Genomic DNA, 26,827 nt, shown 5'->3' with positions numbered 1-26,827 from the left:
TACGATCCTGATTTCAATCCTGCTCCCGAAACTTTGTATAAGTGAATGGCTAATTCTTTTATTGTATCAAACTTCACATAACGAATGTGAAGTTTGACGGGATGAGTAATCAGGAGCAGGGGTGGAATCAGGATCGTAAAATTTATTTCTGTGCACTAATAATCTGATATCTCCACAGCCCAAAATCTAGGCAGATTTTTTGGAATAAACATGCTTCTACATGCTTAATTTGTACAATGCTTTTGTTTTTGTTGATTAAATCATCAGGGTATCCACTTTTACCACGTTGGTAAATTTCATTTGCGGAGCCCATTATGTTTTCGGTGATGTCTCGTACTTTGATTTGTTGAAAACTGCTATTCTCCAGGTTTTCGATAAAACTTTTTGTGGAAGCGAGATTGTCAATGGCAAAGCCATCTAACCATTTTCGTAGAGCGTGTTCTTCTATTTCGCTCAACTCTTCCCGCACCAAAAAAGTGTCACCCACAACAATGCGACCACCTGGTTTTAAGATTCGCCAAGCTTCTTCGATAAAATCTTTTTTGTCAATGGCATGACAAATGCTTTCTAATCCCCACACAACATCAAAATGATTATCGGGAAAATTAGTCTTGGTAAAGTCCTGAACCGAAAAATCCACGCGTGACTCTAGTTGGTGTTCATGCATAAATTTGTTGGCTTTTTCGACTTGCAGGGGAGAAAGTGAAATTCCCGAAGCAGTGGCATCAAAGTTTTTCGCCAGCCAAATCACACTAGCCCCTACTCCACAACCAGCATCTAAAATTCTGTCACCCTTTTGAACCTTTGCTTCTTGCGCGACTTCTTCATTCATACGAATAAGGGAAGTGTGGTGTTTATCTTGTGGGTGGTCTCTATAGCCATAGTGCAGTTCGTAGACAGAGTTACCCCAGTTCTGGTACGATTTATCAGCTTGACTGTAATATTCTGTAATTTTTCTCTTTTCCTCATGCGATAACATAATTTCATTCTCCAATTGATATTTCAGCATTTTGTTAAAGTTCATATGTAAATCATGTACTTCACGCAAATCTTCTATATATTTTTCCAGACTAAAGGTGCTGACTCTAGAACGTAAACCTTGGATAATAGAAAGTTTTTCCTCCATTTTTTCAGCAAAATCAGATATGCAAACACTTTTCTGAATTTTTTGCTTCGCGTGTGGGACATCGTTCAGCTCTTCCTTGCTGAGTATATTATTGTTTAATGCCCACAGTACGACTCCACTGGTGTAGTCGCTTTGTTCAATCTCTACTTCCCAAGTGGAAAGCCAGTTACTCATTGCCATAAATTGTTCCCCTTGGTACAATGCGGAAACAATGGCTTCTCGTTCCTTGTATTCTAATTCTTCTATTAGCATTAGGTTAAAAATGCCATAAATAAACGTGTGAATTGGTGGAGACATCTCGACGACATACTTTTCAAAATTCCAGTTAGATGTTTTGCTGTTGTGAAAAGATTGATTGAAATAAAGACTGCCCATCATCGCTGTTTTTAGCCGTCTGATAAAAAACACTAGATCCGAAATCCATAATGCGTATTGCGGCCATGTTTTGATTGTTTCATTGAGATAATTTCTTATGTCCATCAACAACGACAAATACATTTGCCATTCTGGAAATGAATGTAAGATACCATGGTGGTCTTGACCTGTTTCCAGAATTTCAAGAGTCCCATGTAGAAGCTTTTCATCTAGTATCATGTCGGCAATGTCATCAATCATGACATTGAGAAGCACTGCAATCACATTGGTGTTGTACAAGACTTCATGGCTAATCTCCGGGACACGATCCAAAACTAATTGTCGAGATCCTTCGTATGTCCAAATAAACAAATTTTCACTTCTTGCTTGAAAAGCGTCTATTTGGGGAAGAGATTGATAATATCTGTAAATAAATTCATTTGTTGCCGGATGAAAGTTAATCCCCGTAAATTTTTCTTGTTCCATCAACCTCATAATCATTACTCCCAATAAAAGAAGATAACTTACCAAACGTGCGTTGTTTTTGTAATCGGGAGATTCTTAATTATGATGTGGGAGTTCTCATATTGATCAAGTAGGGAAATTTCGGCGCTGTATGTAGGGAAATTTCGCTCAAGAAATTAGGTTTCCATTTGTTACCAAGGTTGTTACTATGAAAGCACGGTAATAAATTTTTAGAAAGGGAGACAAATGGAAGTAAATACAATGGATTTTATGCAAGCATACACAATTGCCAACAAAGAAGGTTGGATTGTGTATTTCGATCTTCGGCTAAAGCATTGGGGAGTCGGCCGTTCTTTGATTGGAGACGACCGAATTTGCTTTTATCCTGGTAAAAGTATTGCAGAATTAAGAGATTTATTCATCGTTCTCTGCGAGATGAAAGGTCTAAAGAATCCACAAATGTATATGTAAAATATTCTTCACCTGGAGGTTTAGGTTTTTTCCTTTCCCATTTAAATTTTCCTCATGGGGAAAACCCCAACTTGAACTGAATTAGACTATTCGGAAATAATGGCTTACATTTATTCAGTCAAAAGTGCTTTTTCAAACAACTGCGTTCCATTATAATGCTAAGGTTGATTGACATCCGTCTGGATGTAAAAGAAATTTAGCAATATAATAAGCGAAAACAACAAGCACAATTTATTTATACGGAAAGAAAAACTATGTCAGTATCCGTCTCCAAAGAAATATTCTATCATAAAACCCATACTTGTATTCATTGTGGCTCAATATTTAGCTATGTAATGAAAAGAACCCCGCATGGTATGGCAAATAGTGAAGAAGAAGCGGTTAAGGCATTTGAAGCGAATGTCATACAAGCGGCAACAGGAGTTGATAATCATCCTTGTCCCAATTGTGGAGTTGTTCAGCCAGAGATGGTCGCAGCAAAGCGTAAAAAACACTACATATGGCAGATGATTATTTTTACTTGTTTGTTTTTAATCACAGTCCTTATCGCATATTTTCATGTAATCCACTACACGACGGCTGTTTTGATTCATTTCTGTGGAGCCTTTTCTATTGTTATTTGGCACCTAATTACAAACATCCATAACCCCAATAATAATCTCGTTGCGCAACGCAAAATTGCCAAACAACGTGAACAACATCCTGCGCAACTCAAGCTTGAAAAACAAGGCAATTTAGAAGGTGATATCCCTCCAAACGAAATTACTCACATATACTCGGGGTTTTTATCTGCGTTGTGTGCTTTATCACTTTTATTTATCATAACTCCAGAAGTTGTACGCACCACAAAAAAATGGCCTCTAAATCCCCAGTGGTATCCACAAATTATCGGTCCAAACGATACGTCGCGATATTACTTTAAAAAAGCCATTTACAGCATCAAAGGCTATTGGCGAGGAATCGCGGTTGCCAATATTTTTATGGAAGGACAAAGCTTTGATGCCAAAGCAACGACCAATAATAATTCTTGGGAACAAACAATAAGTTTTGAAAGTTCTGAACGCGATACAAAATCACATATATATGCACAAGTTACCATGCCATCGCAATCACAGCTACAGAACAAGGAAGTTTTAACCGTTGTGTACATTGAGTACAAATATCCCAAATTTATGGGGGGAAATACCTATATGATTCGCGATGGACAAGTCGAAGAGAAAACCTCCGTAAAATTAGCACATGCCAACGCTGGTCGACAGTACTTACAATTATTTTATGGCGGTAATGTTGGCGGAGGGTTGCTACTACTTCTATTACTATTTGTTGCTCATCAACGCAACAAAAAATTTCTAACGAGCACTTCCCAAGCAACTATTCTAGGGTAGTAATGTCATAGGGAAATATATATGGCAATGCGCTCGATGATTTTTGGGGATTTTTTTTACGTGTAGTGCAAGTTTTACGTAGGTATTTGTTAAGTGAATAGTATTGGCGCTCACGAGCATCGTCATTGCGATGTCCGATGTACCTAAACGATGGCCGTGAGCATAAACGAGGAATCTAATTGCGCGTTCCAGGTTTTGTAGATCCATAGCTTACCTTGGCAGTGGAGAGTGAGATTACTTCTTCATCGCCATTTCTTTGCTAATGGATAGCATTGTGTTTACACTCTTTTTTAACTTAGAAGATAGACTATGTAAATTTTCCGCTAGCTGCGCGTTTTCCTGAGAAAACTCATCGTTCTTTTTGATCGAAGTAGTCACAAAGTCCACGGCATGGCCAAATGTTTCAAAACTCGATTTTTGCTTTTGGAAATAGGCATTCATCTTATCAATCTTTTCTTCAAGACTCTGAATTTTGAACTGTGTGTCACTTAGGTATAGTAAAATGTTTTCTGTCAAGTTGGTTCCTTGGCGACTTCTTTCCTGAGAGTTTAAGATTTGACTGCTTGTTTCTTCCAATGCTTCGGCACTGCGAATTGCTAAACTACTCACCTCTTGTGCAACTAACTCAAAAACCTCATTGTCTGATTTTGCGGCTTCAATGGTCGCGTTTAGTCCCACAATTTTACTTTGCTTGGCGATTTCTTGGATATTTTGCAAAATGGTCGATGCCTCGTAACTTGCCGCTTCCATTTCTTTGATGGCGAGAATCATTTTATGAGAGTGATTGATGCTGTCGCGAATTGATGAATCGGCTTTATCTGTAATCTCTTGGGCTTTGGCACATTCTTGCCAGTGAATTTGTGCCACTTGTGTCATTTCACGAAGTAAAATGTTGGTATTTTGTATTGCAGAATTTTGTTGTTTGCCGTTGGTGGTAATCCATTCGCTGGTTTTCTTTAGGCGGTCGGAAGTTTGACCGACATTTCCCACTTCATCGTACAATTCCTGACAAATTTTTGTTAGAGGTTTTGTCGATTGCGTTTTGTTTTGCCAACTGTATAGTAGTAGAAATAACGTAATGATAAACAAAACAAATGCGATGATTAATGCCGATTTGTGGTAGGAAAATTGGCGCAACTGTTCATGGTGGTATTCTTTATATTGTTGGAAAAAGTTGTTGAGATTTGTTGTTGTGGGAGATTGTAAAATCGCACTCAGGGTTTTGTCTAGGTCTTGTCGTTGTTGGTCGATACTTTTCAGCATTGTTGCAATGGGCTTACAGTTATTTTTGTTTGCGTATGCCACAATACGCTCAACATCGGCTTTGGCACCTTCGCTATTGGTAAAATTGTGAACAAACGACTTGAGTAACAAAAAATAAAGTTCGTTTTCCGCCGATGGTTGTTCCTGCATGTGTTTTTGTACCATTTTGGGAAATGATTCAAGGGAACGATGTAATGTACCATGGAGATTTTTAAAATTTTGTACCAACGCAAGTTTTTTTCGCAGTGTTGTTTCCAACTGAATAAAGTTTTGCTGAAATGCTATTTTATCTTGTAGAAATCTCTGAATGTTACTTCTTTTTACCCTATTGGGGAATTCTTCTAGTTCTGAAACCATTTTTGTCATGTAATTGTAATTGTCACGACGAAAGTAGCGTATTTCTAAAATCTCTTCGTTGAGGGTTTGATCTACCTGTTTTAATTCGCTCACAAATTCAACGACATCGGCGCTACTTAGTAAATCTATTTTTTGTAGTTGCCAAAAAATATAGATAGAGGCAAATAACAAAGTAAAAATAGCCACATGATATCTCAAGTTCCATATACTATTCATCGATTCTACCTTTTTACCAATAGTTTTATAAACTGCAACCATCAATTTTTTGTTGCTTTGTTCTTGCTTTTCATTTAATCTAGAAAATTGTATCGTCAGGTTTCCTGACAAACTACAAAGACTATCTACCCATACCTTTGTGAATTTTAAGTATTGTTGTGGAATTCAATATGGAAAATACTCGCGCTTCGATTTGGCGTTCGGGCAACAAAAAAAATTTGGTTATTATTCCCGGAATATCGACACTTTTATATCCTACAATTTGGAAGCTACTTTCTCCATCATATTTTTCTTATTATGCAAAGTACTTTACGGTAAATGTGATTACTTTTAACCATTTACCAGAAAAAGGTACATTTTTGTCTGTTGTAGAAGAATATCATAAACGTTTAATGCAACTACAGCCATATGCTGTGCTTGCCATGGAAGAAGGTGCTTTTATTGCACAGCATCTCGCAACGCGGCAAGCGCTAAAAAAATTAGTTTTAGTTTCTACATCTACAAAATCAAACGCCAAATCCCAAGAAGTATATGAGCATTGGGTGCGCTATGTGCAACAAGATCGTTGGCAATCTTTGCACAAAAGTATGTCGCACTATTTTACAAACAAACATTCGTTTATGAAATACTTATTCTTCAAAAAACCGCAAAATCCTCACCAGCTCACCTTGCTTGTGGAAGCACTAAAAAGACGTAATAGTGAAAACTTTTTGCCAAAAATCAATAGTGAAACGCTAATTATTGGCGGAGACAAAGATGCTCTCATTTCTCCAGACCAATACCAGAAGCTGTTACGTTTAATTCCTAAGTCGCAACTGATTTGCGTACGCGGAGGATGCCACCATCTATACCATCAGAAAAAATCTACTCTAGAACCTAATATTCTTCATTTCTTACTTCGTTAGCAAATTACAAGCCCCTGCTGTTTTCGCAAAAGTCATCGCTCTATTTTTCTAACAAAAATAACGTTAAACCCAACATCTACCTTGCAAAAATTAGCAATATTTTTATATAATTACTCAATAGGGTATCCCCTATCGGTAACAATTCAGAAAGAAGGACCCCCAAATGGAACAGACTACACTACAACAAATGGAAGCTCGTTTTAGTGAGTTAGAAGAATTAATTCAGAAACCAGAGATAATGAAAAATGGTTCGTTGTATTCTAAATATCTAAAAGAGCATGGTGCTTTGTCTAAAATTGTCAATAAATATCGGGAATTACAAACGATTAAAAAAGAGCGTGATGAAGCGAAACAAATACTTGCAGAAGAAAAAGATTCTGACATGCGCGCTATGGCAACAGAAGAACTGGAAGAACTAGAACAACGCGAAGCAGTTGTTGGTAAAGAGATCGAAAATTTATTGATAACCGACGAACAACAAGATAACCGCAATGTTATCGTTGAAATTCGCGCTGGTACAGGAGGAGACGAGGCATGTCTTTTTGCACAAGAATTATTCACTTTGTATGCAAAATATGCTGAACGTCAATATTTGCGGTTAGAAGTCTTAGAAAATACTTCGACGGAATTAGGTGGTATAAAAGAAGTTTCTTTTTCGCTGAAAGGCAAAGAGGCCTATAAAAAAATGAAATACGAAGGTGGTGGGCATCGTGTACAGCGCATTCCGAGTACCGAAAGTGGTGGGCGAATTCACACCTCTGCTTGTACCATCGCCGTTTTACCTGAAGTTGATGATGTAGAAGTAGATATAAAAGATACGGATTTGAAGATTGATTATATGCGTGCTTCCGGACCTGGAGGACAAAATGTAAACAAAACGAGTTCTGCTGTTCGCATTACACATCTTCCGACCGGGATTGTCGTTTCATGTCAAGAAACCCCGGAGCAGCATAAAAATAGAATGAAAGCAATGAAAGTTTTGCGTGCGCGTCTTTACAATCGTATGGTAGAGGAGCAACAAAAAGAAATAAATGCTTTACGTAAAGATCAAAGTGGCTCGGGGGATCGTAACGAAAGAATTCGCACTTATAATTTTCCACAAAATCGCGTTACCGATCACAGAATCAATCACAGTATATACAATCTAGAAAGCATCATGCAAGGCAACATTGATGAATTTGTAGAGTTACTACAAGTTCAGGAAAGAGAAGAAAAACTCAAAAAACTAGGCTCCATTATTCAATAAGGTGGTCAATATGGACAAACTAGAAAAATTACTACAGTACTACATTAAAGAAGAACTATACGAAAAAGCAATGGAGATTCAGGAGCTAATTGCTCAACAAAGTTCAACAAAGCCTACGGAAGAATGTGAAGTGAAATAGCGCGCCATTTACAACTGTTCAATCTCTCGCCTTGCATAACTAAGTTGTTCCCCAGTTAAAACAACTTAGTTATGCGATATTAAATGGCAACATCTTTGAGTTTATAAGACGCAAGAGATTCAGCAAAGTTTTATAGGTGGCGTCCTAGTATATTGTCTGTATCAGTCTGTTTATAAAAGTTTTTGTAGACAAATTGTTATAGATAACATAACTCATGGCACGTAGATAGGGGTGCTTATTTTAGCGCCCTTTTTTGCATTTTACCCCTACTGTTGATAAAGCCAGGAGAGTTTTGATGAAAATATTTATTGGTGTGTGCATTGCTTTTCTTAGTTGCCTCACTTTTGGTGAAGATATCAAGATGTCTATCATGAGCGGTTATGGTAATACATTGCCGAACAGCGCTTCTTTTGAACCCGTGATTGTCACAGTGAAAAATGAAGGCCTGAAACTCATCAAAGGAGAACTTCGTTTGTCCCGAGGGGGTCTATTCTCTGCAGCAAGTGGTCGTTCGTATCACCGAGAGGTTGTTCTTCCGGGAAAATCTAATAAAGTTTTTACGTTTTATGTATTGTTATCAAACTCTCGTACGGTGATTAGCGCTTCTTTAGTTGCAGACGGACAAGTTTTTACCCATGAACAAAGTTTTCAAGCAAGATTAAGCAATCATCCTATATGGATTAATTGGAAAAAAGATATAAAAAAAAATAAGTACTATGATGAAACGTATTATGCCGTAGCCAATACACCCCTTATCGCATTCCCTCGAACACCTATTGCCCTAAGTAATGTTGCGGTGATGTTTGTTGCTGAACCACAAAATTTTGAAGTTGATGAAGAACAGACTGCTATCTTACAGAAATGGATCTCTCACGGTGGTAGTCTCATTTTTGTGGGAACGTCTGGATTAGAAGCTCTGATTCAACGTCGACTTCCTTTTCTTCAAGTGGAATTTTCATCGGATTCCCTTTTACCTGCCGTAACAACACTTAACTGTGGACGCGTTGTATGTTTTTCCCAGAGTAAAGATCATCCGTATATACAAAAACTGCATAGTAACACAACCTTTGTTAAGAAAACCTTGCAGTACAGCGAGTCTGTTTATCGTGAGGCATATCACTCTGATTTACAAAGGTATATGAGTAGAGAACTCAGCGGCGAAATTCAATTTGCATGGATGATTTTGCTACTAATCGCTTATCTAATTTGCATTGGTCCTGTGGACTATTTCATCACCAAAAAATTTAAAAACCGCATGCTAACATGGTGGATTTACATTTTTTCTATCGTGTTATTTTCGTTCTTTGCGTATATAAAGGGCTATGTTCTCAAATCAGGTCCGATGAAAATTCATTGTTTAAATTACATTGATGTTTATGATAATGGCGAAGCAATTGGTTCGACAGTTTTTGGCGTGTACTCGACGCGCAATGCCAACTATACATTACGAAATACCTCACAAAATGGTTATTTTTTACCTTTAAATAGCGATTTTACTTATGATGAAGAAACTTTTGACCAAGAAAATAATCGCCTTGTTAGCCGTATTCCCATCTATTCATCAAAAAATTACATTGGCGTTTGGCAAAAAACCTATCCGATGCGCACCCAAAAAATAGCTTTTGATGCAAATAAACGCTTTGACATAAACATACCACAAGGTTTCCACGTTACAGATGGGTATATTATGATGGATGGAGAACTGAAGAGAGTACTAACTGTTGGGGAAACTTGGTATGTCGATGCTGTTAGTCGAAATTCAAACAGCGAGGCAAAAAAGCTACTTCTGGGTTATTCGTCTCCTTTAAAGAGTAGTTTTTACCAGTACAAAGTAAATATAAAAGATGTGGAAAAAATGTTAGACGTAACGCGAAATTTAAAAAATGGTATGGCTGTCGTTTTGTTTTGCGATACTGACAATCACGTTCAGATCGTAGGAGAGGATCCGATTCGTAATGAACAAAGTGTACTACGTTATGTTGTACCTGCATTGAGGTGAGAAATGTCTGAAGAAAAAAAAATGGCCATAGATGTAAAAAATCTACGCAAAGCATTTGGCAATAAGATAGCGGTAAATAATCTTAGCTTTCAGGTACCAGAGGGATCTATTACTGGATTTATTGGACCAAACGGCGCAGGAAAAACCACAACACTGCGTATACTGTGTACTCTGTTAAAACCGGACCTAGGCAGTGTAAAAATCTTTGATCTCGACACCAGCACATCCGCAACAAAAATACGCCATCAATTGGGATTTATGCCAGACTACTTTGGTTTATATGACGATATGGAAGTATACGAATATCTAGATTTTTTTGCCGCAGCGTATCGCATTGCGGCACATCGCAGAGGAAAACTGGTAGACGATATTCTAACACTTCTCGACCTAACTGCGAAAAAACATTCACTGATCAATGAACTGTCAAGGGGAATGCAGCAACGTCTTTCTCTTGGAAGAGCACTCGTCCACGATCCCAAGCTTTTACTCCTCGATGAGCCTGCTTCTGGCTTAGACCCTAGAGCACGTATGGAGTTGATGGAATTGTTGCGCGAGTTACGGCGTATGGGAAAAACGATATTTATTTCATCGCACATTTTGGCCGAGTTAAAAAACTTATGCGACTTTGTCGTTATTATTGAAAACGGCAAAAAAATTTACAATGGTACTGTTAGTGATGCGGCAACAACCGTCGAAGGGGACCTCAGTCGTATCCAAATTACCTCTGCACAGGATTCTCAAACGGTTATTAATATCCTTCATGCGTGGCGCGATGACGTGAAGGCCACTTTGAAAGGCGAGAAAGTCACACTTGTCGAGTATCACAATCTACAAATTAAAAGTAGCGATATTATTGCGCATTTAGTAAAAAATGATATACAAATAGAAGAAGCGGCAAAAATTTCTGCGAATTTGGAAGACGTGTTTATGAGCCTAACCAAAGGAGGTATTTCATAGTGCCTACGGTCATTTTTCTACGTGACTTAAAGAGAATTACCTCGATGAAGTATTTTTATTGGCGCAGGTTTTTGTTCGTGGGTTGTATCTTTTTCTTTTTTTGTGTCGCCATCGCCTCAAGTCATACAAATACAGCGATGGGAGTCCATCTTTTATCCTTTATCGCTTGGGCGACATACGTATTGCTTGTCTTGAGTGCTTCTGCCTCCGCAGCCATGACCATCGGCGAAGAAATTGAAAAGAAGACACTTGGCATCTTAGTAATTACCCACCTATCTTATCGCAACATTGTTGTTGGAAAATATATCCAACAACTATTCATCACGTGTTTAAATGCCATTGCGCCATTGCCTATTTTTTTGTTCTGTATTAGTCTAGGTGGAGTTTCCCTTGAGCAAATTGTATGCATCTTACTCAGTCTACTCAGCACACTGCTCATTGCTATCGCCATCGGAATTTTTTGTTCGACGTTATTTAATAGCAAAAGTTCAGGATCTACAGCGGTAACATTGATGATTGTTTATCAAATCGCCGCAAGTTATTTTTTTTACTTACCTATTTCGTGTTTTCATTCCTTAAGGGCCAGCATCGCCGGGCTCGATTTTTCGTATTGCTACTACAATTTCTTTTGGCAATGTCTATTTTCCGCTATTTTAGTCGCCCTGGCAGTACGTTTTTTACCCTTTATGTATTTGTGGCGCAATAAGGTGGGATTTGAGGTAAAAATAAACAAGGCTTTGGGAAAAATAGCTCTACCATCGACGAAAAAGAAAAGCAAAGGAAAAGTTGTTGGGCAAAAAATTAAGGGAAATCCCATTGCATGGCGCGATTTTCATATGATACATGGTGGAATTTCCGGAAATGTAAAAAAAGTGATTTTGGTGATGATCATCGCCTTTTTTCTGTTTTTGTCATTTACCAATAATTCGCCAAGACGATTTATGCAGATGATGCCCTCTTTTTTAGTGATACTGATGCTCTTATTTCTAATGACGTTCATAAATAGTGCCATTCGCTGTTTTTCTAAGGAAATGGAGAGCAAAAGCTGGCAAATTTTGTTAACGACACAGCTAACAAACGAACAAATCGTCCAAGGAAAAATGTGGGGAGCTTTTCGCAGCGCTAAAATTTTTCTCATGGCTTATTTAATAGTACTCATATCATATGCGTTGATTGTCTTTTTGTCTTTGCCGATAAAGTTGAGTCAGATAATTCTTTCCTTATCTTACATCGTATGGATTGTCGCTTACGTGGCGAACTTATTTTGTTGTGCTCTCTTTTGTTCTTTTTACTATAAAAATCATCGTCGCGCGAGCAATTATTTCGTGTTATATTTTATTATTTGGCATATAATGAGCGGTATGCTTTTCTCAAGTCAAGCTATTTTTTGGTTCGGATTTACGGGAGTTATCATTAACCTCATCGTCGCATTTTTGCACATGTCCGTTGCCATGACATTTTATAATTACCTTGTGCGCAATTTACGCTTACGTATAGACTTTGCAAATTAATCGGCTAACTTTGCGCCTTTGAAAATATTTTCATAAGAGTACAAAAATTTAGATTATGAGTATAATACTTGTTTTATCCATCTTCTTAAGAATTATAGCATTGATATGGTCGTCTTGGTTACTACGAAAGATCAAAGATTGGTGTCTAGTTTTTTTCACACTAATCGTATTTTTGATGCTAACGCGTCAGACTTTGACGTTGATATACACCAACCCATCCCCCACTCTAGTGATCCCGGAGAACTTGGACGAGTTACCGGGTTTATTTGTCAGCATTTTATCGTGTTTGTTTGTGTATTTGCTAGGAAATTTGTTGTGCAGGTACCAAGATTCAAGGGAGCAACTAGAAGAACGATGCAGCGAGGTACAAAACCACAATATCGCTTTGATGAACGTCCTACCTGACCTACTCATTAAAATATCGCGGGATGGAACTTTCTTATACTGTACCGAAGACCATGATGATCTAGCAATGAACTTACATGATTTTATGGGGAAGAAGATCACCGAGATTTTTCCTGGCAATGTGGGAAAACAAACCATGAGCTATATTCAAAGAGCGCTCCACTATAAAAAATTGCAAATATTTGAATATCAAATACCTGTTCCCATGACCAGTAGCAATATGCAAGACTACGAAGCGCGTATCGTTCCTTGTGGTGATGATGAAGTGTTTGCCATTATTCGCAATATTACGCAACGCAAAAAATTGGAAAACGATTTGGTGAGAGCGAAAAATGTTTCTGACAAAACAAGTAAGGCAAAAAGTGAATTTTTAGCCACAATGAGTCATGAAATACGCACACCTATGAATGCGGTCATTGGCGTTGCTGAACTCCTTGGACAAACACCGCTCGACAAAGCTCAACAGAAGTATGTCGAAATGCTTTCTAGCGCTGGGAAACACTTACTTTATTTAGTGAATGACATTCTCGATTTATCGAAAATAGAATCAGGTAAATTCCAACTACAGCGGGAAGTGTTCCACCTAAAAAAATGCGTTACGGAAATCGTCAATATTTTCGAAATTTCTGCCGGTGAAAAAAATCTACGTATCGATTACGAGTTCAATGACAATATTGATATTTGGGTTGTTGGCGATTGCCGACGCGTTCAACAAATTCTGGCGAATTTGATCAACAACGCGATAAAATTCACTGCGAAAGGTTGTGTCACTGTGGGGGTTGATGTAAACTTTGTGAAAGAGCGTCAGGTAGAGTTGCAGTTTTTTGTTAAAGATACAGGTATTGGTATTCCTCAGGATAGATTGACACAGCTTTTCGATAGCTTTGTACAACTAGATAGTTCTTCGACACGAGAGTATGCTGGAACGGGTTTAGGATTAGCAATCTGTAAGAGATTAACACAACTTATGAATGGGGACATCAGCGTTGAAAGCAAACTTGGTGTGGGATCGACTTTTTTCTTTACGCTACAAACATGCATTGCAGACGAAGGCGAAAATGTAGGCGATGAAAAAGAGGAAAACAGCACGGATTTTGCCCAACTCTATCCATGTAAAATTTTGCTCGCGGAAGACAACAAAGTGAACCAACTCATTTTACGCAATTTTTTCTCTCACCTGGGATATGAAATTGATATTGTTGCGGATGGTGAGCAGGTGATCAAGCATAGTGAAGACAACGATTATGATATTATTTTCATGGACATCCACATGCCAAAAATCGACGGACGCGAAGCTACGATTTGCATTCGCGAAAGCAAGAGCAAAAACCCTGTGATTATCGCGATTACAGCCGATGCATTTGATGAGAATAAACGTCACTTGCTAGATAGCGGCATGGATGATTTTTTAAGCAAGCCTATCACTCTAGAGGAATTGAAAAAAGTTTTGAAAACTTACACTCCGCGATAGGGCTAAATGTCATCATATAATACTTCATTTTATGTTAGCGCGTAGTACATGGTAATACAATACAGTTAGTGGACATATGGATAATCGCATACTAGGAAAATATGAAATTCATGAAAGAATTGCAGATGGAAGCATTGGCAGTATTTTTAAAGGGAAAGATACAAAAAAAGGCTCCTTGGTAGCAATTAAAATTGTCCACGAAGAACACTCTAATAACCGAGTATTTTCTGCCAATCTCCGGAAAGCTGTTGTACAAGCTATGCAGCTGGAACATCCAAATTTGATAAAGTTTTATGATGTTGGTGAGTATAAAAATCGACTATGCTATGTAATGGAATATGTCGAAGGAACTAGCATCATAAAACAGACACTGTATCGAGGTCGACTGACAGAGTGTTGGTCTCTGGATATTGTAACACAAATCGCTACAGCTCTTGAATATGCAAATAGCCATGGGATCATACATCAAAATCTTACCCCAAATCACATCATACTTAATGCCCGGGTAAAAATTGGCGATTTGGGACTACCCATCCCAGAGAAAGCAGACACAACTGCGATTGCTCCTTATCTTTCTCCAGAACAACAGAAAAAAGAAGATTTGGATACTCGTAGTGATGTCTACAGTTTAGGGGCTTTGTGGTACTACATGCTTACCAACTCGATACCTTTTGAAAAATTGAACCTGCAAAAACTTATGGACGGATCTCTAGAGCAAAGCCTTGAAACGCTTCAGAGATATCATCCCCAAATTTTTTGGCCTTCCTGCGAAGTCATCTTCAAAATGACTCACAAAGAACGAGAATATCGATATCAAAACTTTACACAGGTACTAGAAGATATTGAAAAAGTTAAGCGTGGACCGTTTAACCTTCCGAATAAGATTCCAATCAAAAAATTTCGACATTGTTTTTGTCCATCGGAAATTGATGTTCGGTTTGGGAAAATTGCCATAGAAAAGGGATGGATCACTCAAGAAGAAATTGAGGAGTGCCTAAATTATCAAGAGAAGTATGCTCTTGCTGGTGCTATCGTAAATCTGGGACAAATTATGCTTGATCAAGAAAAAATTACTCCTCAGCAAAAAATTTCTTTGGACAAAATCGAAATGGAACAACTCTTAGATCAAATTGATGCAGGTTTCCTTGAGGAGGCGAATGCTCATCATTTATACCCAAAGGACAAGATACAAGAATTGAAAAAGTGGCAAAAACAAGGAGTTAGAGGGGTAGCGATTGGACTATCGGATCAACAACCAACAGATGACAAAATGCGAGAAACCATTTTGGCTACGGTAAAGCACAAAATGTCTATCAAAAAAGCTAAATTAATGTTGGAAACCGCTGTAGAAGGTGAACTGCTCACCCAAACGCGTTTTGACAAAACCATTAGAATCTATCAGGCTCACAGGTGCTTTGGAAGATTTGTTAGTGTAGAAGAAATTATTCTCGAAAGAGGTTTCATGGATAAAACAGTAATGGCGGCTTTGAAGCGAGCTATGGCACGTAGTGAGTTGACAGGAAAACCCGCTTTGAATTATCTCCAAGAACGATAAAAGAAATCATTTGTAGTGTTAAAATACACTTCGAAATTAATTTTTGGGATTAAAATTATATGGTGGATTCTATGTCGCAAAAGAAAATACATTGGATAAAAAAACTAACAATACTTATTACTATTCTGATTTCTAGTTTGTCTTTAATATTTTTGGTTATATATTTCATCGCCAGAAATGATATTACAGTAAAGTATGGAAGTAACTACCAATTACACACATTCAGTCTTTCAGATTATACCTTCTATTTCAGAGTTCATACCAAGCGGAAAACTACCTTTATTGCGGCCTGGAGTATCGAAAAATGGAAATTAATGGAATTAGAAGAAGTGCTACCTGAAATTGATAAATTTTCTTCTTTAACCGATTTGGACTTATCTAATACTGGGAATATAAAACTATCAAAAGAAATCAAGCAGCTTACTTCTTTAACCAAGCTAGACTTATCTAACACACGGTGGACAGGATTGCCAAAAGAAATCGAGCAACTTACTTCTTTAACCGAGTTGAATTTATCTAATTGCAGACTGACAAGACTACCAAAAGAAATCGAGCAACTTACTTCTTTAACAAAATTGAATTTATCTCATAACCACCTGCGTTTTCCTCTAGAAGGCATTTCTAAACTGACATCTTTAACAGAATTAGATTTTTCTCATAACTCTGGTTTTAATTACGAAAAACAGATAAAATTCCCACCATCTTTAGTCAAGCTTGATTTATCTTATAACTTGTTGGGTGGAATCCCTAAAGAGATAACGAGCCTCTCATCTTTAAAAAAGTTGAATTTATCTCATAACTCATTAGCGTTTTTTCCTATCGACTCCGATGATGATCTATTTTTTGAACTCAGAACTGCCAAATTAGAAGGCGTACCATATATAGGTATGTTATCCTCTCTCGTGGAACTAGATTTATCTTTTAATAACTTGGGTTACTTACCACAAGAATTCGCTCAATTATCCTCTTTAAAAAAACTAAATTTGTCTTCTAATCGTTTAGAAGCGTTTCCAATTAATATATCAGATCTTTCGGTGTTTACAGACGGTACTTTTGAGCGACATTATCATCTCTCTAAAATAGGATTAGATACACAATTGGAAAAGTTATTTTCTCTCACAGAGTTGGATTTGTCCTCTAACAAATTGAAGTATTTAACCAAAGAAATAGGAAAATTATCGTCTCTAAAAAGGCTGACCTTGTCAAATAACAAATTAAGTCGTTTCCCCAAAGAATTAGGTAAAATACCCTCTTTAACGAGATTAGATTTATCCGGCAATACAATAGACAAAACTCAATTAGAACAAATAAAGTCTTGGTTGCCAAATTGCACTGTATGTTTATCAAAATAGTAAGTTTTAAAAGGCTGCTTTGCTAATGAAGTCTGGCACCAGTTTTGACAAAAACGATTATCGAAAGTTTGCGAAATTACGCTAAGAAAGTATTATTCCCAAAGGGATACAGGACATTAAATGCCAGACTCACACCGAAAATAAATGCAAAATAAATGCCAGACTCACAAAAGACAGCCAAGAAAATAAATGGAAAATAAATGCCAGGAAAATAAAGAAAATAAATGCCAGACTCACACCGAAAATATAATAAATGCCAGGAAAATAAAGAAAATAAATGCCAGACTCACACCGAAAATATAACGAATAAACGAATAAATGCCAGACTCACACAACGGTAGGTAAACAAAAAAGTAGAATACAATAATGTATTCGATAAACACGTCTAGAATTTAGATGAAAATGGGACATTTTGACTCAAGAAAGATAAATTCTTAAGTAAAAAAGTGTGCAAAGTTGTGCACATTTTTTGAAATAGATAGACTTTCTCTAAGGGGGGAATTCATTTACATATTGTGAGTAGAAATCAAGTTTTGAATTTTCGTAAACAAAATGTAGTTTCATCTACAGCAAAGTGTTTACGATTTGTGTAATATCTATGATTTGTGTGATTACCAATAATCTCCTTGATAAAAGACTCAGAACCAAATATTAGGCCATAGGTGACTTGTGGTTGTTTAGCCAATAATCCTTTTTGTATGATTCTATCACTCATCATCGTAATATATTTGTTACGTCTTTCTTTATCTGTATTACCTAACGCCATATAGATTTCATGAAAATCAATTTCTATAGGTCCTTTACCCTTTGTATGTTGGTTATAGCTACTCCATTTCCATTCTTTTGGATGTTTAGTTACACCGTTTCTCGTCATGTTCAACTCAATATAAAAAATGGTGCTTAGGAGCTGATTTTCTGACTCTACGATAGTTGAATAAAAGCGCTCTCCCCAAAAATGTCCTGTCCTTTTGTGTCTTCTATTGTAGATTCTTGCATACATCCCATTTATATACTGCATTAGTTTCGAAAGATTATCTTCTACTGGCGTTGAAAGAAGTAAGTGTACGTGATTACTTGTCAAGCAGTAAGCATGTAATTTAAAACCATATTTTTTCCTTGCTCTCTCTACTATTTTTAGATATTCAGTAAAGTCTTCATCTTCTCGAAAATAAAAGTTTTTATTGTCGCATCTTGTCGTGACATGAAACAAGCCATTGATCATAGATATTCTGGTTGGCCGCATCTTTTCTTTCTCCTTCATATGTAAAATGTCCGATTGTGTATTTTGTTATTTTACATACTCATACGACAAGAAATCTATTTCTCTAACATCATAAAACTGTAAACTACCTTTTTTATTAAACTTGCCTGCTTTGCTAATGAAGTCTGGCACCAGTTTTACATTAACAATTAAATACCATATTTAAGCTGTGAATATAGGTTCGAATAAATTAATAAGTAAAATGTTTTTTATCTATTTTGTCGACTATATTGTGCAAATTTTGCATATTTATGTTGACTTTGTAATTCGCTATTGTTATTTTTTATAGAATATAGTTTGTGTTTTTGAATCTTAAGGAGATAAAATATGTTCAGCCAAGTCGTAAAAAAGGCTCTGATAACTTTGTCAGTTTTATTTATACTTACTTCAGTTTCTTTTGCTAAGTTAGTAGAGAAGGGTGATAAAATAGTATTTAATAAAAACCAATTTTCAAAGAAAAATTTAATCGAAATAAAATGGAGCCAGGGCTTTGGTACGAAGTATAAAGAAAAATACTACAAGGTTTCAGCGACGTGCAAAGGAAAAGGCGACTTGATGCTATTTGTCCACAAAGACTATAAAGACAGACTGATGTCTTTTGCGAAACTCGACAAAAAGAAAAAGAAAGTGACAGCCACCGTAACCAATGCTTTTCGCTATGGACAGAATAGGAAAAAAACAAGAAGATTTCTAGTCTATCACGATAGAAGTTTTCAACCCTATCAACACAGATTCCTTCATGCCTACGTGATCAGTATGGCGAAAAAATGCGCCAAATTGATGAAGAAAGGTTCCGATTCATCCGCTGCTAAAATTGCTTTTGGTATCGTTGAAAAACAGTTAGGAAAAGGAGTTGTTGACTTAATTAAAAAAGGAATTCGTAGCGGAGCCGCAGAAAAAGCTATTGACGTAGCCGCATCTACTTTTGGAGATAATCTTCGAGCATATTCAGGTGGCTTAGTGGAATCTGGAGATAAAATACAATTCAAGGAAAAAGATTTATCTAGTAGAAACCTTATCTCAGTTGAATGGAGCCAAGACTGGGGAAAAAAATACAGAGAACAATATTACAAAATTTCTGCGGCTTGCCGTGGTAAAAGAGATGTAGTGCTGTTTGTGTATCGAGATTATAAAGATAAATTACTATCTTCTGCAAAAATAAGTAAAAAAGGAGAAGTGACCATTAGGGTAAATCGTGATTTTCGCTATGGGCAAGATAGAAAGAGAACCAAGAGATTTCTCGTATATCATGATGCAAAATTCAAACCTTTTCAACACCGATTTGTCAGCGCTTACATGATTATGGCCGCAAATAAATGCGTGCGGCTGGCGAAAACAAATAAGATGTTGCTAAATAAGGCATACGACCTAATTGAAAACGAAGTGGGCGAGAGTCAAGTGGATGCAATGAAAAAAATAGTTGCTGGTGGGGCTATGGAAAAGCTCATTAAAGCAGCGTCAAGTGTTGTCGGTGATGATCTTAGATCTTACTAAAGCCAGGCTTGTAAAGCTATTGGTTTTGTCGATGAAGAATGCAAGGTGAATGAGAACAATTTTTTCGCAGTAAAAGAACTTCGCGAAAGATACGTTACTTGGAGCAAAGAAAATGGCCATTACTCATTAGCTACAAACAAACTTGGTATGGCACTAAAGCGTCTTGGCTTTACACAAAAAAGAAAAAACAAGTGCTGGTAAAGTTTATCGTGGATACCAAGGACTTACGATTTCGTAAAACAAAAATAATTGGTTTTGACTGTTCGCCTTCGTGCACTGAGCCTCAAGTATCTGTACAATCATATGTTACAAAGTGAACAGTTATCGAACAGATGATTTTATAAAAAAACAACTGTTCACCTTGTAAGATTATCCTTTTCAGGGTTTTATGGTTGGTTAGAGAAGGTGAACAGTTGTTTGTGTAAACTTTTATTGCATGGCCAGTCGTTTCACTCCTTCACCGTATACAGGCTAGATACTATTTTTTTTGTATACAAGGTACATTCTATCTATACCTGATACTCAAGTATTCAAGTCTACAGGGTATAAATTCGTAGCCACATTGGAGTTTATCCTCTAGGCTATCACCATTTTTTAGAACTACAACATTTAGATCTACGATAGGTGAACTATGCTTGCTCTCTTGAGAGAATGACCGATATGTGTATTTGGCGTCTTTTACATTCGTTTTTAGGTCTAGTGGACATCTTTCATAGCCATCTAAAAGCTCTAAATCCGGTCCTCCTGTTTGAAGAAGAATTTTGGTAACAGGTTTGGTTGTAATTATTGGCTTGATTCAGAACTAATATAACACCAAATCCTAAAGTATTTTTCTCCAGTGGTATAAGAAATATTAAATTTTTCAAGAATTTTTAATATACTTCTACTTATGTCAATTTCTTTTGGGGGAATTAGTCTTCCGCGAAACTCAGTTAATACTGTTTTAATATCTATCCATTCGATAGTCTCTGAATCACTAAATAACTCATGCCACCAAACTTTGCTAAAACCATAAATTTCATTTCCATCAATTGATTTGTACCGTACCTCTGGAGAAATTTTATCAAATGACAAACAAAGTTTATTCCATTTCTCTTTACTAATAACAGATTTAATCTTTCTTTGATTAACTATTTCTAAAAGATCTCTGTCCATCATATCTCCTGTAAAAGAATAAAAAATATCTAAAACACAAATATAGTAATCCATGTGATAGGTGTTTTCTCTATTTCTACTACAATAACTGCTTGCAACGGAGTTGTGAAAGTTACTTATACGTTTTGACCACAAAATAAGTGTTGCCAAACTGTTTAATGCGATTTTAAAAATTGTTCCTGGTAAATTATCAAGCTCTATGATATAGACGCATTATTTGTTGTTCACAACAGCTAACCTAAGCTGAGTCTATTTTGGGAATTGAATTACGATTTGAAGTGGTGATGTTGCGATGTAAAAACATTCACACCCATCTATTGCGAGCGTGAATGTTTCTATTCTATTTGTCAACGAAAACGTCGTTTACTCTTCCTCTTCTTCCAAATCTGCGATAACATCGAGAATGTCTTCTGCTGGCAAAATCATCGGTAACATTGCCATTGCTGAAGCAATGTTACTGTTGTTGGTCATTGCTGCATTTCCACCACCAATGCGACTTAGAAGCAGACCAAAGCATTTTCCATTTTCATCGAATGCCGGAACACCAGCGGAAATACCAAAAATAACATAGTAGGTACTTGGCTTGGTGATAATCGCCATAACACGTGTATGGAAAATCATTGGTGTTCTTCCGGTAGAGGCGTCTAGTTTGGCAATAACCACTACATCGTCTAACAATTGTGGCTTTGCGGTTTTATCAAGTGAAATGTAAGCAAACTTGCGTTTATTTTCTTTTGGCTTGATAAAAATAATGTCCAAATCTTCGTCTTGCATGGCGATTTGTGCTGGAACTTCGGTATTGTCATTGCAGATAATTTTGATATCTGTAAATTCGGTTTTGGCGTTTTGTGGGCCGCCTTGTTGGAAACGACGACGCATGGCTACCATGGGGTCTGCCTGCGAATTAGAGACAATCACTAACCCTTGTTCATTGACAACTGTACCTGGTATTTCCAGTTTGCGTTCAAAATTACCCATCGATGGTATTTTGACGACTAATTGCACGGAAACAACGGCATCTTTATGAGCATCAACAATATCTAGAATCTTTTGTTTCTGTGTTTTGCTAGAGGATTCTGTCGCTTGCGTTTCACTTTGTTGTTCTTGTGCGAATAACAAACCGCTCATCACGAACAGTAATAATAATTTATACATGTGTAATTCCTTCGAAATAAAATATCTAAATTCTTCTAAACCTCAACTCTGTAGCGGTCTGCTTTACCATTTTGGCCGCGCTTCTGCGTAAAAATGTGTTCCGCGACGATAGACGTAAAATACAACAGAACTAGGTTTTTCTTTATGTAGGTTTTCCATAATTTTTTTGACGTCGTTGACGTTTTGTATTTTTTCGCCGTTGATACTTAGGAGTATGTCGTTGGTTCTTATACGTGCCAGACTCAACCACCCACCGGTGCGTACTTCTTTTAGTAAAGCACCTTTGTAATCCTGTGGCAAATTCAAAGCTATTTTGTCCATTACGGCCATATTGCGCACAGTAAATTCAAAGTGTTCGTTTACGTAAGTTTTCATCTCCGCACTCGGCTTTGGTGATTTGGGCAACTTATAATTGACCTTAAGTTCTTTGCCATCGCGGATCACCGTAAAATCGACTTTCTTGCGTGCGCGAAAACGGCGAATCATGGTGGGGAAAACTTCTGAATGCGATGTATTGGAAGCATCAATAGACACCTCATTGAGATGAGTGATGATATCCCCCAAACGGAAATCTCCGTCTGTCAGTTGTGGGTAAAGACGTGTAATACGCACACCTTTTTTGCCTTCTAAACCCAGAGCTTTCGCCAAAGGTGTGGTAAGTACTTGTACTTTGGCCGGAAACCAAGCTTTTCTAGCGCGCGCCCAACTATCTTTGTCTTCTTCTCCGAGTTGTACAGCTGTTAAATACTGATCTTTTCTGCGCTCGAATTCTACAACAACCGTTGTTGTTTTTTTCTCGGCAGTTAGCTTTTTGGTTAGCTCTAGCATTGCGTTTAAATCATTGACCTCCATACCACTAATTTTGGTAATGATATCCCCTACGCGCAATGAAGGTTTTGCTTGTCCACAAGGCCCACCAGGACGTACACTCGATATAAACACACCTTTTTTGCTATCGCGGCGTAAACGTACGGTGTTGAGTTTGGTTAGATTTCGCGCAGTGATTCCCCAAGAAAGAACTTCGTGATCTAGTTCTTTAGCTTTGCCACGTGCACGTGTGGTAAGCTTTAACTTTAATTCTTTGTCGTTACGCATTACGGTGACAGGTACTTCTGTGTCGATAGGAGTATCAAAAACCAAAGCATTAAATACTGGTATTTGCTCTTCGTAGCGACCAGAAATTCTAGTACCGTTAAACTCAACGACAATATCACCTGATTGAATCCCTGCTTCTTCGGCAGGAGAACCTTTGGTAACGTTGCTGACAAGAACACCGTACAAACGCTGGTCTGATTTAAGAAGAGTTTGTACCCTAGTCCCGATCCATGTGCGTTCAACATAACCTTTTTTGATAAGACTATCTGCAACACGTTTGGCTGTGTTGGCTGGTATCGCGCCACCAAGGCCAGCAATACCAATTTCGTTAATACCAATAATTTTGCCATCTAGATCAACAAGTGGCCCACCACTATTTCCACCGAAGATGGTTGCATCGTGGATGATCCATCTTACAATGCTTCCCACAGCTTCGCCATCGAGCATAAAGCTATTTCTTCCACCGATTGCTTTGGGAATTACCATATTGAGGTTACCAATAATTCCATAAGTGACCGTTTGTGAAATCGCTCCAGGACTTCCCATGGCAAATACTTTTTGCCCAATCTTCAGTTCATTGGAATCTCCCCAAGAAGCATGAGCAAAAGAACGTACGGGAACGCGCATTGTCCATGGTTTGAGTTTGATAATGGCGATGTCACACAACGCATCAGTACCGATTAAATCGGCTTCGACCTCTTCTTTGTTGGACAGTGTACACCAAATTCTCTTTGCCCCTCCCACGACGTGGTGGTTGGTAACAACATAACCATCTGGGGAAATAATCGCTCCACTACCACTGGTGAACGCTTTTTGTTCGCGTCCTTGCGCGACAAATGCTGTCACCACCGAAATTCGCACGAGTGCTGGATAAACTTTTTTCATTACCTTGCGAATTTCCACCTGATTGTTGGCTTGGTCTTGCTGTACTGTTTTTTCTTGTGCTTGCAAGAATAGCATTACTACCAATACCAAACACCAGCAGCGTTGACTAATATTCACTGTGTTTTCCTTCCTTGTATATGTAGAGTATGCCTGTAATTTGAGGTAGACATACTATTTTGAAAATAAGTCTATTGATATTTTGGCAACAAAACCCCAGAATAACAAGGTAATTTTCCCGTAGTGATTTTGTGCTCATATTTTACTCCCCATGTGAATGATAAATTTATTCGTCTTCAAGAATATTTTTGATACGCCCGACCTCGCCCGATTCCAGCATGACTTTGATACCATGTGGGTGAAATTTGGAGTTCGTCAATATCTTTTTTACTATGCCCTCGGTGAGGTTTCCCGTTCGTTGGTCGCGCTTTTTGACCACTTCAACACATTGACCAATACGAACATTTTGTCTATTTCTACCATCGCTCATTTTGTTTTGACTTTCAAATAATGGAAATTGTAACTGCAAAATAATTTGCATACGACATTGGTTTGCGAATCTTTATAAGATATTTGCTTAACTTTTGGGATATTTTACCAATATTTACACAAAACAACGACAGTTTTACAAATTCGCAAAGATTTATCATTTTTTTTGTTATAATGCGAAAAATATTGGTTGTGCCTTTGGCATTTTAGAGTTCGTTTACAATGGAAATAAAACTATGATCTACATCAATATGCAAGATGTGACTCTTGGCTTTGGTGGTCATCCTATTTTGGAAAATGCTCACCTGCAAATACACGACAACGAAAAAGTGGCGGTGATTGGCCGCAATGGACAAGGGAAGTCGACGCTGCTTAAGTTACTCTGCGGAGAAATTACTCCTGAGGCGGGAGAGATTCAAAAGAATCAAGGTCTAAAGATCGCGTACCTGGGGCAAGAGGTTCCTCAAGATATGAGTGGGGTTGTTTTTGACATTCTCGTACAAGGCTTGGGAGATTTAGGTGAAGCGATTGTGGAGTACAACGCGGTAAGCCAGAAGCTTGCCGAGGAGAGTTCAGATGCGCTGTTGCAAAAATTAGAAGATGCGCAGAAAAAACTCGATGACAATGGTGGATGGGAGCAGATTCAGAACGTCGAGGAGATTATTTCGCATTTGCAGCTCGACAGTAGTGAAAAATTTGAAAATTTATCTGCGGGAAAAAAACGCCGTGTTCTTTTGGGAAAGGCGTTAGTGAAAAAACCAGATCTTTTGCTTCTCGATGAACCGACTAACCACCTTGATATTCCTTCGATTAGCTGGCTAGAGGAATTTTTTGGGCGCTACTCTTCTTCGATTTTGTTTGTCACTCACGATCGAAGGTTTTTGCAGAAAATTGCCACGCGTATCGTTGAACTCTCCGCAGGAGCGTTGACGAGTTGGGACTGTGACTACGAAACTTTTCTCACACGTCGCGAGGATTTACTGCGCGCCCAAGAAAAAGAACAGCAACTCTTTGACAAAAGACTTGCCGAAGAAGAAGTGTGGATTCGCAAGGGAATTCTCGCCAGAAGAACGCGCAACCAAGGGCGTGTACGCCGCTTAAAGGAAATGCGCGACTTGTATCGCGAAAGACGCAAGAAAATGGGCAACGTCAAAATGGGCGCACAGCATGCGGAAAAGTCGGGGAATTTGGTTGTTCGCGCACAGAATATAAGTTTTTCTTATGGCAATGTACCAATTATAAACGATTTATCTTTGACAATTATGCGTGGAGATAAGGTGGGAATTATTGGGGAAAATGGAACGGGAAAAACCACTCTTCTCAAAATTCTTCTTGGGGAGTTACAGGCGCAGAAAGGCGATGTTCACTTGGGAACCAATTTGCAAATTGCCTATTTTGACCAATTGCGCAACTTACTCGACAGAGAAAAGTCTGTGTACGAAAATATTGGCGAAGGCAATGATCATGTGGTGATTAATGGGCGCAAAAAACACGTAATGGGTTATCTACAAGACTTTCTTTTTTCCACAAAAGATGCCAACAATCCGGTGTGGACGCTATCGGGAGGAGAACAAAATCGCCTGCTATTGGCAAAATTGTTTTTGCGACCATCCAATGTTTTGGTTCTCGACGAACCGACCAACGATCTCGATATTGAAACTCTGGATTTGCTAGAACAACTGATTATCGATTACCCCGGAACGGTATTTTTGGTAAGTCACGATCGCGTGTTTTTGAATAACGTTGTGACGAATAGCATTGTTTTTGAGAACGACGAAATCAATGAATATGCCGGAGGTTACGACGACTGGTTAATGCAACGCCCTGAGGTAGTAAAGGAAAAAAAACAAGTTACTTACAGTAAACCACAACGCGAGAAAAAGCTATCGCACAAAGAAAAACGCGAGCTAGAGCAACTGCCTCTGAAAATAGAAGAACTAGAAGAAAGACAGCAAAAGCTTTACGCCGAGAGCAGTGATCCGCAGTTTTATCAAAAGGATAAAGAGGAAATTGCGACTGTGCAGAAAGAACTACAAGAAATCGGAGAAGAATTGGAAAAGTGTTATGCGCGCTGGGAAGAACTAGAAGAGTTGGCATAGTTACCTACAGGAGGAAAACA

Annotated in this window: 22 protein-coding genes; 14 read left to right on the top strand and 8 right to left on the bottom strand. The window is 37.8% G+C overall.

What is annotated here, in order from left to right:
* Positions 1-142: 142 nt before the first annotated feature.
* Positions 143-1,975, bottom strand: coding sequence for a methyltransferase domain-containing protein (locus UABAM_RS06030; RefSeq protein ID WP_173013158.1), 1,833 nt, complete (start codon positions 1,973-1,975; stop codon positions 143-145).
* 216 nt (positions 1,976-2,191) lie between these two features.
* Here UABAM_RS06030 and UABAM_RS06025 point away from each other — a divergent pair, with 216 nt between their 5' ends.
* Both UABAM_RS06025 and UABAM_RS06020 read left to right on the top strand, forming a co-directional pair.
* Positions 2,192-2,416 carry a hypothetical protein gene (locus UABAM_RS06025; protein WP_151967101.1) on the top strand — a complete coding sequence of 75 codons (225 nt, stop codon included), beginning with the start codon at positions 2,192-2,194 and terminating at the stop codon, positions 2,414-2,416.
* A 254-nt stretch (positions 2,417-2,670) separates the two neighbouring features.
* Positions 2,671-3,801, top strand: a complete 1,131-nt coding sequence (locus UABAM_RS06020) for a hypothetical protein (protein ID WP_151967100.1) — start codon at positions 2,671-2,673, stop codon at positions 3,799-3,801.
* Here UABAM_RS06020 and UABAM_RS06015 read toward each other — a convergent pair.
* Positions 3,793-4,008, bottom strand: coding sequence for a hypothetical protein (locus UABAM_RS06015; protein ID WP_151967099.1), 216 nt, complete (start codon positions 4,006-4,008; stop codon positions 3,793-3,795). The genes UABAM_RS06020 and UABAM_RS06015 overlap by 9 nt on opposite strands.
* 27 nt (positions 4,009-4,035) lie before the next feature.
* Positions 4,036-5,637: a DAHL domain-containing protein gene (locus UABAM_RS06010; protein WP_173013157.1), complete on the bottom strand. Its 1,602-nt coding sequence runs from the start codon at positions 5,635-5,637 to the stop codon at positions 4,036-4,038.
* 170 nt (positions 5,638-5,807) lie between these two features.
* Between UABAM_RS06010 and UABAM_RS06005 the strand changes: the two genes are divergently transcribed.
* The 9 genes from UABAM_RS06005 to UABAM_RS05970 all read left to right on the top strand — a co-directional run bounded on the left by UABAM_RS06005 (position 5,808) and on the right by UABAM_RS05970 (position 17,177).
* Positions 5,808-6,542 (top strand): alpha/beta fold hydrolase, encoded by a 735-nt coding sequence (locus UABAM_RS06005; RefSeq protein ID WP_151967097.1) that lies wholly within the window; start codon positions 5,808-5,810, stop codon positions 6,540-6,542.
* 163 nt (positions 6,543-6,705) lie between these two features.
* Positions 6,706-7,788, top strand: coding sequence for a peptide chain release factor 1 (gene prfA, locus UABAM_RS06000; protein WP_151967096.1), 1,083 nt, complete (start codon positions 6,706-6,708; stop codon positions 7,786-7,788).
* Between the two features lie 10 nt (positions 7,789-7,798).
* Positions 7,799-7,927, top strand: coding sequence for a hypothetical protein (locus UABAM_RS33895; protein ID WP_261343971.1), 129 nt, complete (start codon positions 7,799-7,801; stop codon positions 7,925-7,927).
* Positions 7,928-8,222: 295 nt separating this feature from the next.
* Positions 8,223-9,926: a hypothetical protein gene (locus tag UABAM_RS05995; RefSeq protein ID WP_151967095.1), complete on the top strand. Its 1,704-nt coding sequence runs from the start codon at positions 8,223-8,225 to the stop codon at positions 9,924-9,926.
* Between the two features lie 3 nt (positions 9,927-9,929).
* On the top strand, positions 9,930-10,883 hold the full coding sequence (locus tag UABAM_RS05990) for an ABC transporter ATP-binding protein (RefSeq protein ID WP_151967094.1): 954 nt from the start codon (positions 9,930-9,932) through the stop codon (positions 10,881-10,883).
* Positions 10,883-12,394, top strand: coding sequence for a hypothetical protein (locus UABAM_RS05985; protein WP_151967093.1), 1,512 nt, complete (start codon positions 10,883-10,885; stop codon positions 12,392-12,394). Before UABAM_RS05990 ends, UABAM_RS05985 begins: the two co-directional genes overlap by 1 nt.
* A 313-nt stretch (positions 12,395-12,707) precedes the next feature.
* The gene (locus tag UABAM_RS05980) at positions 12,708-14,270 is read left to right on the top strand and encodes an ATP-binding protein (protein WP_173013156.1); all 1,563 of its coding nucleotides are present in this window, start codon (positions 12,708-12,710) and stop codon (positions 14,268-14,270) included.
* Between the two features lie 76 nt (positions 14,271-14,346).
* The gene (locus tag UABAM_RS05975; protein WP_151967091.1) at positions 14,347-15,825 is read left to right on the top strand and encodes a serine/threonine protein kinase; all 1,479 of its coding nucleotides are present in this window, start codon (positions 14,347-14,349) and stop codon (positions 15,823-15,825) included.
* Positions 15,826-15,896: 71 nt separating this feature from the next.
* Positions 15,897-17,177 carry a leucine-rich repeat domain-containing protein gene (locus UABAM_RS05970; protein ID WP_173013155.1) on the top strand — a complete coding sequence of 427 codons (1,281 nt, stop codon included), beginning with the start codon at positions 15,897-15,899 and terminating at the stop codon, positions 17,175-17,177.
* A gap of 526 nt (positions 17,178-17,703) precedes the next feature.
* On the opposite strand, the gene UABAM_RS05965 is transcribed toward UABAM_RS05970, so the two are convergent.
* Positions 17,704-18,438: a transposase gene (locus UABAM_RS05965; protein WP_151967089.1), complete on the bottom strand. Its 735-nt coding sequence runs from the start codon at positions 18,436-18,438 to the stop codon at positions 17,704-17,706.
* A gap of 327 nt (positions 18,439-18,765) precedes the next feature.
* Here UABAM_RS05965 and UABAM_RS05960 point away from each other — a divergent pair, with 327 nt between their 5' ends.
* The gene (locus UABAM_RS05960; RefSeq protein WP_151967088.1) at positions 18,766-19,932 is read left to right on the top strand and encodes a hypothetical protein; all 1,167 of its coding nucleotides are present in this window, start codon (positions 18,766-18,768) and stop codon (positions 19,930-19,932) included.
* A gap of 18 nt (positions 19,933-19,950) precedes the next feature.
* A complete protein-coding gene (locus UABAM_RS05955; protein ID WP_151967087.1) occupies positions 19,951-20,133 on the top strand; it encodes a primase-like DNA-binding domain-containing protein in 183 nt (60 codons plus the stop codon).
* Positions 20,134-20,715: 582 nt separating this feature from the next.
* Here the strand turns inward: UABAM_RS05955 and UABAM_RS05950 are convergent.
* From UABAM_RS05950 to UABAM_RS05935, 4 genes are all read right to left on the bottom strand, one after another.
* Positions 20,716-21,141 (bottom strand): DUF6678 family protein, encoded by a 426-nt coding sequence (locus UABAM_RS05950; RefSeq protein WP_151967086.1) that lies wholly within the window; start codon positions 21,139-21,141, stop codon positions 20,716-20,718.
* A 309-nt stretch (positions 21,142-21,450) separates the two neighbouring features.
* A complete protein-coding gene (locus tag UABAM_RS05945) occupies positions 21,451-22,242 on the bottom strand; it encodes a hypothetical protein (RefSeq protein ID WP_151967085.1) in 792 nt (263 codons plus the stop codon).
* Between the two features lie 63 nt (positions 22,243-22,305).
* Positions 22,306-24,339 (bottom strand): PDZ domain-containing protein, encoded by a 2,034-nt coding sequence (locus UABAM_RS05940; RefSeq protein WP_151967084.1) that lies wholly within the window; start codon positions 24,337-24,339, stop codon positions 22,306-22,308.
* A 166-nt stretch (positions 24,340-24,505) separates the two neighbouring features.
* Positions 24,506-24,709: a YwbE family protein gene (locus UABAM_RS05935; RefSeq protein ID WP_151967083.1), complete on the bottom strand. Its 204-nt coding sequence runs from the start codon at positions 24,707-24,709 to the stop codon at positions 24,506-24,508.
* Between the two features lie 235 nt (positions 24,710-24,944).
* Here UABAM_RS05935 and UABAM_RS05930 point away from each other — a divergent pair, with 235 nt between their 5' ends.
* Positions 24,945-26,807, top strand: a complete 1,863-nt coding sequence (locus UABAM_RS05930; RefSeq protein ID WP_151967082.1) for an ATP-binding cassette domain-containing protein — start codon at positions 24,945-24,947, stop codon at positions 26,805-26,807.
* The last annotated feature ends 20 nt before the right edge of the window (positions 26,808-26,827 follow it).

It is taken from the genome of Candidatus Uabimicrobium amorphum (assembly GCF_009002475.1).
Lineage (GTDB): Bacteria > Planctomycetota > Uabimicrobiia > Uabimicrobiales > Uabimicrobiaceae > Uabimicrobium > Uabimicrobium amorphum.
This window is presented reverse-complemented; position numbering and strand designations above follow the sequence as displayed.

Bases quoted from the DNA above. Each gene is read 5' to 3' on its own strand.
- UABAM_RS06030 (WP_173013158.1), bottom strand. From the start codon at position 1,975: ATGAGGTTGATGGAACAAGAAAAATTTACGGGGATTAACTTTCATCCG.
- UABAM_RS06025 (WP_151967101.1), top strand. From the start codon at position 2,192: ATGGAAGTAAATACAATGGATTTTATGCAAGCATACACAATTGCCAAC.
- UABAM_RS06020 (WP_151967100.1), top strand. From the start codon at position 2,671: ATGTCAGTATCCGTCTCCAAAGAAATATTCTATCATAAAACCCATACT.
- UABAM_RS06015 (WP_151967099.1), bottom strand. From the start codon at position 4,008: ATGGATCTACAAAACCTGGAACGCGCAATTAGATTCCTCGTTTATGCT.
- UABAM_RS06010 (WP_173013157.1), bottom strand. From the start codon at position 5,637: ATGAATAGTATATGGAACTTGAGATATCATGTGGCTATTTTTACTTTG.
- UABAM_RS06005 (WP_151967097.1), top strand. From the start codon at position 5,808: ATGGAAAATACTCGCGCTTCGATTTGGCGTTCGGGCAACAAAAAAAAT.
- prfA (WP_151967096.1), top strand. From the start codon at position 6,706: ATGGAACAGACTACACTACAACAAATGGAAGCTCGTTTTAGTGAGTTA.
- UABAM_RS33895 (WP_261343971.1), top strand. From the start codon at position 7,799: ATGGACAAACTAGAAAAATTACTACAGTACTACATTAAAGAAGAACTA.
- UABAM_RS05995 (WP_151967095.1), top strand. From the start codon at position 8,223: ATGAAAATATTTATTGGTGTGTGCATTGCTTTTCTTAGTTGCCTCACT.
- UABAM_RS05990 (WP_151967094.1), top strand. From the start codon at position 9,930: ATGTCTGAAGAAAAAAAAATGGCCATAGATGTAAAAAATCTACGCAAA.
- UABAM_RS05975 (WP_151967091.1), top strand. From the start codon at position 14,347: ATGGATAATCGCATACTAGGAAAATATGAAATTCATGAAAGAATTGCA.
- UABAM_RS05970 (WP_173013155.1), top strand. From the start codon at position 15,897: ATGTCGCAAAAGAAAATACATTGGATAAAAAAACTAACAATACTTATT.
- UABAM_RS05965 (WP_151967089.1), bottom strand. From the start codon at position 18,438: ATGAAGGAGAAAGAAAAGATGCGGCCAACCAGAATATCTATGATCAAT.
- UABAM_RS05960 (WP_151967088.1), top strand. From the start codon at position 18,766: ATGTTCAGCCAAGTCGTAAAAAAGGCTCTGATAACTTTGTCAGTTTTA.
- UABAM_RS05950 (WP_151967086.1), bottom strand. From the start codon at position 21,141: ATGGATTACTATATTTGTGTTTTAGATATTTTTTATTCTTTTACAGGA.
- UABAM_RS05945 (WP_151967085.1), bottom strand. From the start codon at position 22,242: ATGTATAAATTATTATTACTGTTCGTGATGAGCGGTTTGTTATTCGCA.
- UABAM_RS05935 (WP_151967083.1), bottom strand. From the start codon at position 24,709: ATGAGCGATGGTAGAAATAGACAAAATGTTCGTATTGGTCAATGTGTT.
- UABAM_RS05930 (WP_151967082.1), top strand. From the start codon at position 24,945: ATGATCTACATCAATATGCAAGATGTGACTCTTGGCTTTGGTGGTCAT.